Annotated in this window: 10 protein-coding genes and 1 pseudogene; 4 read left to right on the forward strand and 7 right to left on the reverse strand. The window is 59.8% G+C overall.

Annotated elements, in window-relative coordinates; genetic code table 11:
• Nucleotides 1–12: 12 nt before the first annotated feature.
• A complete protein-coding gene (gene rpmH / locus ACZ5WQ_RS13930; protein ID WP_074496262.1) occupies nt 13–147 on the reverse strand; it encodes a 50S ribosomal protein L34 in 135 nt (44 codons plus the stop codon).
• Nucleotides 148–748: 601 nt separating this feature from the next.
• Here rpmH and dnaA point away from each other — a divergent pair.
• From dnaA to gyrB, 4 genes are read left to right on the forward strand one after another with little or no spacing between them, the layout of a single operon-like run.
• On the forward strand, nt 749–2,230 hold the full coding sequence (gene dnaA / locus ACZ5WQ_RS13935) for a chromosomal replication initiator protein DnaA (protein WP_088275899.1): 1,482 nt from the start codon (nt 749–751) through the stop codon (nt 2,228–2,230).
• Nucleotides 2,231–2,279: 49 nt separating this feature from the next.
• Entirely contained in the window at nt 2,280–3,383 is a 1,104-nt protein-coding gene (gene dnaN / locus ACZ5WQ_RS13940) for a DNA polymerase III subunit beta (protein ID WP_228246022.1), read from the forward strand.
• A 6-nt stretch (nt 3,384–3,389) separates the two neighbouring features.
• On the forward strand, nt 3,390–4,484 hold the full coding sequence (gene recF / locus ACZ5WQ_RS13945; RefSeq protein ID WP_269688372.1) for a DNA replication/repair protein RecF: 1,095 nt from the start codon (nt 3,390–3,392) through the stop codon (nt 4,482–4,484).
• Between the two features lie 18 nt (nt 4,485–4,502).
• The gene (gene gyrB / locus ACZ5WQ_RS13950) at nt 4,503–6,917 is read left to right on the forward strand and encodes a DNA topoisomerase (ATP-hydrolyzing) subunit B (RefSeq protein WP_228246024.1); all 2,415 of its coding nucleotides are present in this window, start codon (nt 4,503–4,505) and stop codon (nt 6,915–6,917) included.
• Nucleotides 6,918–6,975: 58 nt separating this feature from the next.
• Here gyrB and ACZ5WQ_RS13955 read toward each other — a convergent pair whose 3' ends face one another.
• From ACZ5WQ_RS13955 to ilvA, 6 genes and pseudogenes are all read right to left on the reverse strand, one after another.
• On the reverse strand, nt 6,976–8,154 hold the full coding sequence (locus tag ACZ5WQ_RS13955) for a PilT/PilU family type 4a pilus ATPase (RefSeq protein ID WP_228246025.1): 1,179 nt from the start codon (nt 8,152–8,154) through the stop codon (nt 6,976–6,978).
• Nucleotides 8,155–8,228: 74 nt separating this feature from the next.
• A complete protein-coding gene (locus ACZ5WQ_RS13960; RefSeq protein ID WP_088275904.1) occupies nt 8,229–8,963 on the reverse strand; it encodes a lysophospholipid acyltransferase family protein in 735 nt (244 codons plus the stop codon).
• Between the two features lie 3 nt (nt 8,964–8,966).
• On the reverse strand, nt 8,967–9,500 hold the full coding sequence (gmhB, locus tag ACZ5WQ_RS13965; RefSeq protein ID WP_228246026.1) for a D-glycero-beta-D-manno-heptose 1,7-bisphosphate 7-phosphatase: 534 nt from the start codon (nt 9,498–9,500) through the stop codon (nt 8,967–8,969).
• Between the two features lie 76 nt (nt 9,501–9,576).
• Nucleotides 9,577–11,658, reverse strand: coding sequence for a glycine--tRNA ligase subunit beta (glyS, locus tag ACZ5WQ_RS13970; protein ID WP_228246027.1), 2,082 nt, complete (start codon nt 11,656–11,658; stop codon nt 9,577–9,579).
• Entirely contained in the window at nt 11,658–12,605 is a 948-nt protein-coding gene (gene glyQ, locus ACZ5WQ_RS13975; protein WP_228246028.1) for a glycine--tRNA ligase subunit alpha, read from the reverse strand. The genes glyS and glyQ overlap by 1 nt, the downstream gene beginning before the upstream one ends.
• A 154-nt stretch (nt 12,606–12,759) precedes the next feature.
• Nucleotides 12,760–13,746, reverse strand: a pseudogene (gene ilvA / locus ACZ5WQ_RS13980) (threonine ammonia-lyase, biosynthetic); the annotation flags it as partial.
• Nucleotides 13,747–13,962 lie beyond the last annotated feature (216 nt).

Here is a 13,962-nt window from a genome sequence, read left to right on the forward strand (position 1 = left end):
GGAAACCGGGTCTTAGGCTGACAGGCGTGCACGGCCTTTGGCACGACGGCGAGCCAGAACAGCGCGGCCGTTCTTGGTAGCCATACGAGCACGGAAACCGTGGTTGCGCTTGCGCTTCAGTACGCTGGGTTGGAACGTTCTTTTCATCTTCAGATACCTGAGTAAGTTACATCAGAGCAAAGTGCCCCTCCGAGGGACGGGTGATTCTAGAGAAAAAGTGTGCCGTGGTCAATTTCCTTTCAACGTCCCGTGAATAGATAAAAATATAAGAAAAGAGATTGTTTAAGAGATTAAAGATATAGCTATGTATAGGCGACCACATTTCTGTGGGTAACCTGAATTTTCCCATATAGCTCAACGGGTTGCCCTAAGCATAAGGCTGTTGACATCCGGTTGCCCGGACTATCTGACTCCTGTGCTCCACCTGTGGATAACCGGGCGGGATATCCACAGGTGGAGTTATCCCCATTGATCGTGCTCTGTTGCCAACAATGTTGAGGCTGCCTTGTCCACAGCTTCTACGGCGCCCTGATTTCGCGGGTGTTACCGTTTTTTCATCGTTTCTGCTGCACGTCGAGGGTCGGCGTTGGCGATACTTTTTTAGCCCGGCTTCGGTCACGCGTGTGGATAAGTAGGGGGGGAGCAGATAGAATAGAGCGCTCTGTCAGTACCGCTTTTCAGTGCGGTCTGAAGTCTCTTTTTTGTACTCAATAACAGCCGCTGGCATCAGTGGTCCCGGGGGAATTCAGTGTCTGTTGCACTTTGGCAGCAATGCATCGATTTTTTGCGTGATGAGCTACCATCCCAACAGTTCAATACCTGGATTCGTCCGTTGCAGGTCGATGGCGACCAGGCGGAGATCCGTCTGTATGCACCCAACCGGTTCGTGCTGGACTGGGTCAATGACAAGTACCTCAATCGCATCCAGGAGTTGATGGACGATCTGTCTCAGGGGCAGGCGCCGATGGTGTCGCTGCTGATTGGCAGTCGTCGTACTGCTGCCGCGCCGGTCTCCGCGCCTGCGCCGCGACCGCTGCAGTCAGCGACAGCTGCCCCTGCACCGATTCCGGTAGCTGCTCCGGTTACGCCGGTGGTGGTCGAGTCTCAGCCGCAACCGCTGGTTGATCACAGCGGTACTGCCGAGGCAGCCGCTGAACTGGCCGGTAATTCTGCAGATCAGCCGCAGGCGCCGCCGACCCTGATCAAGCACACCAGTCTGCTTAACCGCAGTTTTACCTTCGAGAACTTCGTCGAGGGCAAGTCCAACCAGTTGGCCCGCGCTGCAGCCTGGCAGGTTGCGGACAATCCCAAGCATGGCTATAACCCGCTGTTCCTTTATGGGGGCGTTGGCCTGGGCAAGACCCACTTGATGCACGCGGTTGGTAACCATCTGCTGAAGAAGAATCCGGCTGCCCGGATCGTGTATCTGCATTCCGAGCGTTTCGTCGCCGATATGGTCAAGGCGCTGCAAATGAACGCCATCAACGACTTCAAGCGTTATTACCGTTCGGTCGATGCGCTGTTGATTGACGATATTCAGTTCTTTGCCAAGAAAGAGCGCTCGCAGGAAGAGTTCTTCCACACCTTCAACGCGCTGCTTGAAGGCGGGCAGCAGGTCATTCTCACCAGTGACCGGTACCCCAAGGAAATTGACGGCCTGGAAGAGCGGCTCAAGTCTCGTTTTGGTTGGGGCCTGACCGTCGCTGTCGAGCCGCCCGAGCTGGAAACCCGCGTTGCCATTCTGATGAAGAAGGCCGAGCAGTCCCGGGTTGATCTGCCTCACGATGCGGCTTTCTTTATTGCCCAGCGTATTCGCTCCAACGTCCGCGAACTGGAAGGTGCACTCAAGCGGGTCATCGCCAGTGCGCATTTTATGGGACGCGACATCACCATTGAGCTGATTCGTGAGTCGCTCAAGGACCTGCTCGCCTTGCAGGACAAGTTGGTGAGTATCGATAATATTCAGCGCACCGTCGCCGAGTACTACAAGATCAAGGTAGCCGACGTCCTGTCCAAACGTCGCTCCCGCTCCGTTGCACGGCCCCGTCAGGTTGCCATGGCCCTGGCCAAGGAGTTGACCAACCACAGCCTTCCTGAGATTGGCGATGCGTTTGGTGGACGGGATCACACAACGGTATTGCATGCCACGCGCAAGATTGCCGAGTTGCGCGAGACTGATGCGGATATCCGCGAGGACTACAAGAATCTGTTGAGGACGCTGACGACCTGAGCCCGTCAGCCCACATCACTGCCAACCAGCACGAGGTCGAAGGAAGACAATGCAATTCACCATTCAGCGAGAAGCTCTGTTGAAGCCCCTGCAACTGGTTGCGGGCGTTGTGGAACGTCGCCAGACCCTGCCGGTTCTGTCCAACGTCCTGCTCGTGGTCGACGGCAACACCCTGTCACTGACCGGTACCGACCTGGAAGTCGAGCTGGTTGGCCGTATCGCGTTGGATGAAGCCTGCGAGGACGGCGAGATAACCGTTCCTGCCCGCAAGCTGATGGATATCTGTAAATCGTTGCCGGACGATGCCACGCTGAACTTCAAGGTCGAAGACGGCAAGGCACTGATCAAGGCCGGGCGCAGTCGGTTTACCCTGGCGACCCTGCCGGCAAACGATTTCCCCAATGTTGAAGACGGCCCGGGTGCCATGAGTTTCGCCGTCAGTCAGGGCAAGCTGCGGCGCCTGATTGAGCGCACCAGCTTTGCCATGGCTCAGCAGGACGTGCGCTACTATCTGAACGGTCTGCTGCTGGAGATCAATCAGGGCCAGCTGCGTGCGGTAGCAACCGACGGTCATCGCATGGCGATGTGCACCGTTGATGCGAACATCGACTATCAGGAACGCTATCAGCTGATCGTGCCGCGTAAGGGCGTTCTTGAACTGGCCCGTCTTCTCGGCGAAGCGGATGACCTGGTCAATGTCGTACTGGGTACACACCACATTCGCGCCACCACCGGCGACTTCACCTTCACCTCCAAGCTGGTCGATGGCAAGTTCCCGGATTACGAGCGTGTGCTGCCGCGGGGCGGCGACAAGATTGTCGTGGCCGATCGGCATAGCTTGCGCGATGCATTCAGCCGTACGGCGATTCTGTCCAATGAAAAGTATCGTGGTATTCGTCTGACGCTGGAGTCGGGCCAGCTCAAGATTCAGGCCAACAACCCCGAGCAGGAAGAAGCTGAAGAAGAAGTAATGGTTGATTACAGCGGTGCGCCGTTGGAGATCGGCTTCAATGTCAGTTACCTGCTGGATGTGATGAACGTGCTCGGCCATGAGCAGGCCAAGCTGGTGTTGTCTGATGCCAACAGCAGTGCACTGATCCAGGAAGCCGAATCTGACGAAAGCCTTTACGTCGTCATGCCGATGCGTCTCTGACGCGCAATGCCGCTATCTCGTTTGACGGTCACCGCGGTGCGTAATCTGCACTCGGTGACCCTTCTCCCCTCTCCTCGTATCAACCTCGTTTCCGGTCCGAACGGCAGTGGCAAGACCAGCTTGCTTGAGGCCATTCATATTCTTGGCCTCGCCCGATCCTTCCGCAGTACCCGATTGCAGCCCGTTATTCAGTACCAGCAGGATAGCTGTACTGTCTTTGGCGAGGTTTTTTTGTCGGGTGGCAACTCCAGCAAGATTGGTATTACTCGCAGTCGGCAGGCCGACTACGACATTCGTATCAATGGCCAGAACGCACGTAGTACCGCCGAGCTCGCCGAAGTCCTGCCATTGCAGTTGATCAACCCGGACAGTTTTCGCTTGCTTGAGGGCGCTCCCAAACAACGTCGGCAGTATCTGGATTGGGGTGTGTTCCACGTGGAACATCGTTTTCTCCCGGCGTGGCAACGACTGCAAAAGAGCCTCAAACAACGGAATTCGCTGCTGCGACGTGGTAGAATCGAACGTTCGCTGCTAGCCCCCTGGGAGGCCGAGCTGGTCGCTTCTGGCGAGCAGATTGACGGCTTCCGACAGGCGTATCTGCAACAGCTGAAGCCGGTGTTCGAAGGCGTACTCGCGGAGCTGCTGCAGATAGATGGGCTAACGCTTAGCTATTTTCGCGGTTGGGATCGCGAGCGCGGTCTGGCTGAGGTGCTGGAGTCGCAGTTCGATCGTGATATGGCACTCGGGCATACCCAGGCTGGCCCACAGCGCGCTGACCTGCGACTGCGGGTCAACGGGATGAACGCCGCCGAAGTGTTGTCCAGAGGTCAGCAAAAGCTGGTCGTCTGTGCGATGAAGATCGCGCAAGGGCGGCTGCTAGGTCTGATGGAAAGGCAGCGAGATTGTGTATTCCTGGTCGACGACCTCCCCTCTGAGCTGGATCGTCACCATCGGCAAGCGCTGTGCCGCTTGCTCGAGTCGCTCGATTGTCAGGTGTTTATCAGCTGCGTCGATGCGGATTCGTTGAGTGAATGCTGGCAAGCAGACACACCCTTATCCATGTTCCACGTGGAACATGGGCACATTGTGCAGACCGAATGAAGTCTGGAGTGACTTAAGATGACCGATAACAAAGCCTATGATTCATCGAGTATTAAGGTTCTGAAGGGCCTTGATGCGGTGCGTAAGCGTCCCGGTATGTACATCGGTGACACCGATGACGGCACCGGCCTTCACCACATGGTCTTTGAAGTCGTCGATAACTCGATCGATGAAGCCCTGGCTGGCTACTGCAGTGATATCGACATCACCATCCATACCGACGAGTCGATCAGTGTCCGTGACAACGGCCGCGGTATCCCGGTCGATGCACACGAGGAAGGGGTGTCCGCTGCAGAGGTCATCATGACTGTTCTGCACGCCGGCGGTAAGTTCGACGATAACAGCTACAAGGTCTCCGGCGGTCTGCACGGTGTGGGTGTATCGGTGGTAAACGCCCTCTCGGAGAAGCTGGTGTTGACCATTCGCCGCGAAGGCAAGGTCTGGGAGCAGACCTACGTCCATGGTGTGCCGCAAGCCCCTCTGGCGGCAGTTGGTGACACCGATAGCACGGGTACCCAGATTCATTTCAAACCCTCGGCCGAGACCTTTAGCAGCATCTCATTCAGCTGGGATATCCTCGCCAAACGCCTGCGCGAACTGTCTTTCCTGAACTCCGGGGTGGGTATCAACCTGCGAGACGAGCGCACTGGCAAGCACGAACTGTTCCGCTACGAAGGCGGCCTGCGCGCATTCGTCGAGTACCTGAACCAGAACAAGAGCACCATCAACTCGGTGTTCCACTTCAATCTTCAGCGTGAAGACGGCATCGGCGTTGAAGTGGCGATGCAGTGGAATGACAGCTTTAACGAGAGCATTCTCTGCTTCACCAACAACATTCCCCAGCGCGATGGTGGTACGCACCTCGCCGGCTTCCGCAGCGCTCTCACCCGCAGCCTGAACAGCTATATCGAACAGGAAGGCTTGCTGAAAAAGCTTAAGGTCAATACCTCTGGTGACGATGCCCGTGAAGGTTTGACGGCCATCATTTCGGTCAAGGTGCCGGATCCCAAGTTCTCGTCCCAGACCAAGGACAAGCTGGTGTCATCCGAAGTGAAGACCGCCGTCGAGCAGGAAATGAACAAATTCTTTGCCGACTACCTGCTGGAGAAGCCCGGTGAGGCCAAGGCCGTAGTGGGTAAGATGATTGATGCCGCCCGGGCACGCGAAGCCGCCCGCAAGGCCCGTGAAATGACCCGCCGCAAAGGCGCACTGGATATCGCCGGCCTGCCGGGCAAACTGGCAGATTGCCAGGAGAAGGATCCGGCACTGTCTGAACTCTACATTGTGGAAGGTGACTCCGCGGGCGGCTCTGCCAAGCAGGGCCGTAACCGCCGGACCCAGGCCATCCTGCCGCTGAAGGGTAAGATCCTCAACGTCGAGAAGGCACGTTTTGACAAGATGCTCTCCTCTGCCGAGGTGGGCACGCTGATTACCGCATTGGGTTGTGGTATTGGCCGCGAAGAGTTCAACATCCAAAAGCTGCGTTACCACAACATCATCATCATGACCGATGCTGACGTCGACGGCTCGCACATTCGTACTCTGCTGCTGACGTTCTTCTTCCGTCAAATGCCAGAGCTGATCGAAAACGGCTACATCTACATTGCCCAGCCGCCGCTCTACAAGATCAAGAAGGGCAAGCAGGAACAGTACCTGAAGGACGACGAGGCACTCGAAGAGTACCTGACACAGTCAGCCCTTGAAGATTCCTATCTGTACGTTACCGAAGGCGCGCCGGGGATCACCGGTCAGGCACTGGAGCGTCTGGTACAGGAATTCCGCAGCGTGATGAAAACGCTCAAGCGCCTGGCTCGCCTGTATCCGCAGGAGTTGATGGAGCACTTCATCTATCTGCCCCGCCTGAGTGTGGAGAACCTGGCCGATAAGGCCTTTATGGAGACCTGGATTAAAGGGTTTGCAGAGCGCGTCGCACCCACGCAGCGATCCGGTCAGGAGTTCCGTGTCAGCCTTCGGGAAGACCCGGAACGGCATCTCTGGCTACCGGAGGTCGAGTCCATTACCCACGGTTTGTCGAACTATGTCACCTTCAATCGTGACCTGTTCGCCAGCAATGACTATCGCACCATGGCCGAGCTGGGTGAGAAGCTGCAGACCCTGCTGGAGCCCGGCGCCTATATGCAGCGCGGCGAGCGCAAGAAGCCGATCAGCAACTTCAAGGAAGCCCTTGAATGGATGATGAACGAAACCGCACGCCGTCATACTATCCAGCGTTACAAGGGGCTGGGCGAGATGAATCCGGAGCAGCTGTGGGAAACCACCATGGATCCGGAAAGTCGCCGTATGCTGCGGGTGAATATTGAAGACGCTATCGCTGCGGACCAGATCTTCAACACGCTGATGGGTGACCACGTGGAACCGCGCCGCGAATTTATCGAGTCCAATGCTCTGGCGGTGTCCAACCTGGACGTCTGATCAGGCGATAAAAAACCCCTTTGATCGTAGGGTCAAAGGGGTTTTTAGTGTCTGGCGATCAACGAAAGTCGTCGGTCAGATCCGAATCGGAAAACTCGTTACCCGGCGTCGCCGGCTTGAATGAAAGCTCCGCTTCTGGCTCTGGTTGCTGTGGCATGCCCAGTGGCGATTCGCTGCGGGTATCGCTGAACTTGGACTTCAGCTTCAGATCCGTTGGCGAATCAGCGTAGCGCAGCGCCATCTCCATGGTGATCTTGCCGTCGGTCAGCAGGTCGTACAGGTGCTGATCAAAGCTTTGCAGGCCGGGCTCCTGGCCGCGGTTCATCGAGTCCTTGATCTCGGACAGTTCGTCGCGGGCAATCAGGTTACGGATGTAGGGCGTGCGCAGCAGCACCTCGACGGCGGCCACACGCTTCTGATGCACCGCAGGCACCAGCCGCTGGGCAATAATGCCGGCCAGATTCATCGAGATATCACTGAGCGTCTGTTTGCGCTCGCCTTCCGGGAACAGGTTGACCATGCGCTCGATGGCCTGGACGCTGTTGGTGGCGTGCAGGGTGGCTACCACCAGGTGACCGGTCTCGCTGTAGTGCAGCGCGTGCTGCATGGTCGCCTTGTCGCGTATCTCGCCGATCATGATGACGTCAGGCGATTCGCGCAGAACATTGCGCAGCGCATGTTCGAAGCTCTGGGTATCCAGCCCGACTTCACGCTGATCGATGATCGATTTCTTGTGCCTGTGCAGAAACTCGATCGGGTCTTCAATGCAGACAATGTGCCCTGCCCGATTGGTATTACGGTAATCCAGCATGGAGGCGAGGGTTGTCGACTTGCCTGAACCGGTGGCGCCGACCACCAGCACCAGGCCGCGATCCTTGAGTGCCAGTCGTTCCAGCTGCTGCGGCAGGCCAAGGTCAGCGAAGGCAGGAATCTTGTTGCTGATATGGCGCACGACCATACCCACTTCACTGCGCTGGTAGAACACGTTGATACGGAAGCGGCCCAGGTTGGGCAGGCCGACCGCCAGGTTCATCTCCTGCTCGCGTTCGAACTCCTCGATCTGCTTTTCGTTCATCACCTGCCAGGCCAGTTCCCTGACGGCACCGGCTGCCAGCGGCTGATTGCCGAAGGCGAAGAAGTCACCCTCACGCTTTAGGGTCACGGGCGCACCAACGCTGAAAAACAGGTCGGAGCCGCCCTTTTCGGCCAGGGCGCGGAGGTAGCGGTTAATATCCATATCAAGACACCGGTCGAGCAGTTGATGAAATCGCGGTACGCCGCGTCAGAACACCCATTATGGACCAGTCGCCCTCAGGCGTCTTTCAGGCCCTGCAACTGCTGGTTGATCCAGCTTTCAGCCTGTTTGTTGGCGGCGACGATGGAGCGCGGATCGGCACCGGCCGGATAGATCGCGGGGCCGATCATCACCTTGACGGTACCGGGCTTCTTGGCCCAGCCCTGACGCGGCCAGAATTCGCCGGCATTGTGCGCAACGGGAATAATGGGGGCGTTATTGGCACAGGCCAGCGCAGCGCCACCACGGGAGAATTTGACCGTCTCTCCGGGGGCGATGCGGGTACCTTCCGGGAATACCAGAATCCACATGCCGTCCTTCAGGCGTTCACCGCCAGTGCGTGTCAGCTGCTGCAGCGAGTCGCGCGCCTTGCTGCGGTCAATCGCAATGGGTTTGGCCAGCGCAAAGGCCCAGCCAAAGAAGGGGACATACAGCAGCTCGCGCTTGATCAACTGGGTTTGCGGACGGAATACACGTGGCAGAAAGAAGGTTTCCCAGGTGCTCTGGTGGTTGGCGAGGATCACCCCCGGCTGATCCGGAATGTTCTCCAGACCGGATATCTCGTAGCGGATGCCGACGATGTTCTTCGCCAGCCACACAGCGATAGCGGACCACCACTCGATGATGACCTTGATCCGCCAGCGAACGCTCAGAAACAGCGCGAGCGGGGTGACCAGAATGCACCAGACGGCAGCGCTGGCCGACAGCAACAGGTAGAACAGAACGACGCGAAGGCGCATCAGCAGAGACATGGTTCAGGATTCCAGGAGGTGGTCGACAACAGCTGCCAGATCATCGAATACCCGCGTACCGGCGGGCAGTGTCTTGTGCTCGGTATTCGCACCCTTGCCGGTACGTACCAGATAGGGCGTACAACCGACGGCGCAGCCGGCCTCGAGGTCACGCAGGCTGTCGCCCACGGTGGGAACGCCATCGAGCGGCTGACCAAGGTCATCGGCAATCTGCCTGAACAGCCCTGGCAGCGGCTTGCGGCAATCGCAACCGGCATCAGGAGCGTGCGGACAGTAACGTATCAGATCCACCTTGCCGCCCTGCTCTGCTACCAGCTGGCGCAGCCGGTCATGCATGGCCTGCAGCGTGGCCTCGTCATAGTAGCCCCGGCCGATACCGGATTGGTTGGTGGCCACTGCGACAGTCCAGCCGGCCTTGCTCAGGCGCGCAATGGCGTCGATGGAGCCGGGCAAGGGAATCCACTCGTCGAGGGATTTGATATAGGCGTCGGAGTCCTGATTGATGACCCCGTCGCGGTCGAGAATGATTAACTTCATAGCGACAAGCTCCAAGCGGCAAGCTACAAGTCAGCACGGGCGGCTTGCCGCTTGCAGCTTGTAGCTTGCAGCGGCGTCAGCCGAGCAGCGAAATATCCGCAACGCCGAGGAACAGACCGCGCAGACGTGCCAGCAGCGCGTAGCGGTTGGCCTTGACGGCGTCGTCCTCGGCGTTGACCAGTACCTGTTCGAAGAAGGCGTCCACCGGCGCGCGCAGGGCGGCCAGTTGCTCCAGCGTCGCGTTGTACTGCCGTTGGGATGCCAGCGGCGCTACCGCCTGCTCTGCAGCGGCGACGGCGTTCGCCAGCGCCTGCTCGGCGGCTTCCTGCAGCAGTGCAGTATTGATCTGCTCACTGACGCTGCCGTCAGCCTTGGACAGGATGTTGGACACTCGCTTGTTGGCGGCAGCCAGGGCCTCGGCCTCGGGCAGTCGGCGGAAGGCCTGAACGGCCTGTACACGCTGATCGAAGTCCAGCGGCGAAGTCGGGCTGACGGCGCGTACCGACTGGTAAACCGCAACGTCGATACCTTCATCCTCGTAGCGGGCGCGCAGGCGGTCGAAGATGAAGTCCTGCACCTGGGCAACCAGCGCCTCGCCGCTCAATCCGGCGGTAGTCGCCTGGGCAAAGCCCAGTTCCTGGTTGGTCTCCACGGCATGTCCCAGCGCACTGGCCAGATCCAGGTCCAGTTGCTTCTCGATCAGGATACGCAGGACGCCGAGGGCGGCACGGCGCAGGGCATACGGGTCCTTGGAGCCGGTCGGCAGCATGCCGATACCGAAGATGCAGACCAGGGTGTCGATCTTGTCTGCCAGCGCCACGGCGGCGCCGGTCAGGGTGCTTGGCAGTTCGGCACCTGCACCGCGCGGCATGTACTGCTCGTTCAGCGCCAGCGCCACGTCGTCGGCTTCGCCGTCGTGCTTGGCGTAGTAGTAGCCGGCAATACCCTGCAGTTCCGGAAACTCGCCGACCATCTCGGTCGCCAGGTCGCACTTGGACAGCAGGCCCGCACGGGCAGCTCGCCCGGCGTCGCCGCCGATGCGCTCGGCAATAAAGCCGGCCAGCTCGGACACGCGTTTGGCCTTGTCGAATACACTGCCCAGATCGGCCTGGAATACCACGTTCGCCAGACGCTGGTTGCGGGTTTCCAGCGGCTGTTTCTGGTCCTGCTTGAAGAAGAACTCGGCGTCGGTCAGGCGCGGGCGCACCACCTTCTCGTTACCGGCGATGATCTGCGCCGGGTCCTTGCTCTCCAGGTTGGAGACGGTGATAAAGCGCGGCAGCAGCTTGCCGTTGGCATCCAGCAGGCAGAAGTACTTCTGGTTATCCTGCATGGTCGAGATCAGCGCTTCCTGCGGCACCTCAAGGAAGCGTTCCTCGAAGCTGCACACCAGCGGCACCGGCCATTCGACCAGCGCGGTGACTTCGTCCAGCAGGTCCGCCGGCACGATGGCGGTGCCCTGCTGCTCTGCAGCCAGCGTGTCGACGCGGCTCTTGATGATCTCGCGGCGCTCGGCGAAATCGGCGATCACGTGCGCGCTGCGCAGGGTCTCGGCATAAGCCGCCGGACTGGCGATGGTGACCTGATCCGGGTGGTGGAAGCGGTGGCCGCGGGACAGGTTACCGGCACGCTGCGAGAGAATCTCGCAGGGCACGACCTGATCACCCAGCAGCATGACCAGCCACTGGGTCGGGCGGACGAATTCGGTCTTGCGGGCACCCCAGCGCATGCGCTTGGGAATCGGCAGCGCGGCCAGTGCGGCGTCAACGATGCCGGGCAGCAGATCGGTGGCCGGCTGGCCCGGGATGTTCTGTACGAAGCGCAGCTTCGGACCACTCTGGTCGATCTCGGCCAGGCTGACACCGCACTTGCGGGCAAAGCCTTCGGCGGCTTTGGTCGGGTTGCCGTCGGCGTCAAACGCCGCCTGTACGGGCGGGCCATCGAGTTGGGTGGTGCGGTCGGGCTGCTGGGTTGCCAGCGCCTCGACCAGCACGGCCAGGCGGCGCGGCGCGGCGTAGTAGCGGGCCTTGGCGTAGCCCAGACCGGCGTCTTTCAGACCTCCTTCAACCCCGGCCAGGAAGGCTTCGGCCAGCTTCTTCAGGGCCTTGGGAGGCAGCTCTTCGGTGCCCAGTTCAACGAGAAAATCCTGCGCCTGCATTATTCGGCCTCCTTCAGCTTGGCCAGTACTTCATCACGCAATTCGGGGGTGGCCATCGGGAAGCCGAGGCGGGCGCGGGCCAGCAGATAGCTCTGGGCAATCGCGCGGGACAGGGTACGAACACGGAGAATGTAGCGCTGACGCTCGGTCACCGAGATGGCGCGGCGGGCGTCCAGCAGGTTGAAGGTGTGCGATGCCTTGATGACCATTTCGTAGGCCGGCAGCGGCAGCTCCAGTTCCATCAAACGATTGGCTTCACCTTCGTAGAAATCGAACAGCTCGAACAGCTTGTCGACGTTGGCGTGCTCGAAGTTGTAGGTGGACTGCTCCACCTCGTTCTGGTGGAACACGTCGCCGTAGCTGACCTTGCCGAACGGGCCGTCGGAGTAGACCAGGTCGTAGACCGAGTCGACGCCCTGCAGGTACATCGCCAGACGCTCCAGACCGTAGGTGATCTCACCGGTGACCGGATAGCACTCGACGCCACCGACCTGCTGGAAGTAGGTGAACTGGGTCACTTCCATGCCGTTCAGCCAGACTTCCCAGCCCAGACCCCAGGCGCCGAGGGTCGGCGATTCCCAGTTGTCTTCAACGAAGCGGATGTCGTGCACCAGCGGGTCGACGCCGATATGACGCAGCGAATCCAGGTACAGCTCCTGGATGTTGTCCGGGTTCGGCTTGAGCACCACCTGGAACTGGTAGTAATGCTGCAGGCGGTTCGGGTTTTCACCGTAGCGGCCGTCAGCCGGGCGGCGGCTGGGCTGGACGTAGGCGGCGTTCCAGGTTTCCGGGCCGATGGCGCGCAGGAAGGTGGCTGTATGGAAGGTGCCGGCACCCATTTCCATGTCGTAGGGCTGCAGTACCACACAACCCCGCTCTGCCCAGTAGCTTTGCAGGGCAAGGATCAGTCCTTGAAAGGTGTGGACGGCTGGATTGGTCTGAGTCACGTGTTTCACCAGGTCGGGCTGTGAAATTGAGAAAGGCCGAAGTATACATTCAGAACGCCTCCGACATACAGGAAAGCGGCGTATTTACTGGTCTGCGCGATCTTAGTCGGCGTGCTCTGCCAATCCCTTTGGGCGCTCACGGTGTTGCTGCCGCCGAGCGCTCAATCACCTGCCCCAGCCGGTCGAAATCGATATTGGCACCCGAGTTGATCGCAATCAGGGTCTGGTCGCGGATACCTTCGCGTCGTACGTATTCGCGCAAGCCAGCTACTGCCAGCGCGCCAGAGGGCTCGGTGATCGAGCGGGTGTCGTCATAAATCCTGCGTACGGCGCTGCAGATGGCGTCGTTACTGACGGTGATGACCTCGTCGACGTAGCGTCGGCAGAAGGCGAAATTGAGTTTGCCGATCTGCGCGACCGCGACGCCATCGGCAAAGCGCCCGACCGCTGGCAAGACCACACGGGCATCGGCCGCCAGTGCTGCCTGCAGGCAGGCGGATTCCTCCGACTCGACGCCGATCACCCGCACCTCTGGGCGCAGATACTTGATATACGCCGCTACCCCGGCGATCAGCCCGCCGCCACCGACCGGTACAAATACCGCGTGGAGTGCACCCTGATGCTGACGCAGCAGCTCCACCGCGACGGTTCCCTGGCCGGCGATCACATCCGGGTCGTCAAACGGCGGGACGAAGGTATAGCCGTACTTGTCTGCCAGCTGCAGCGCGTGTGCCAGTGCTTCCGGGAAGCCGTCGCCGTGCAGCAGCGCAGTGGCGCCCCGGGCACAGACGCCTTCGACCTTCAGCTTTGGCGTGGTGGTGGGCATGACGATCAGCGCGCGCACGCCGAGTCGCTGGGCAGCAAGTGCCAGTCCCTGGGCATGGTTACCGGCTGACGCGGTGATGACGCCGCGCGCCCGCTCGCTTGGGCTCAGTCGGGCGACGCGGGTGTAGGCACCGCGGATCTTGAACGAGAACACCGGTTGCAGGTCTTCGCGCTTGAGCAGAACCTGATTGTTCAGGTCTGAGGACAGGCGCGGGGCGAATTGCAGCGGGGTTTCAGTGGCGACGTCATAGACCGGTGCCGACAGGATGCTGCCGACCAGAGTGCGTAATCGTGCCGGGGCGTCGTCGTCACTCAGGTCGGTTTCGGTGTCGGTTGAAGAGAGGGATAGAGCAGTTGTCATACGGTCTCCTGATGCTTGTTTGCCCCGGAGACAGAATGAAAAAACCCGCCTCAGAGGCGGGTTTGGGTGCGCACGATGCTAGCCCGCCGTTATGGGAATGGCGGTAATAATCATTCGGCTGGTCAGTGCGGGTGTGCTGGTCATGGGTCGAATCTAGCGGCTGTGCCGGTT

The sequence above is a fragment of the Halopseudomonas sp. T1L2 genome, from assembly GCF_055397385.1.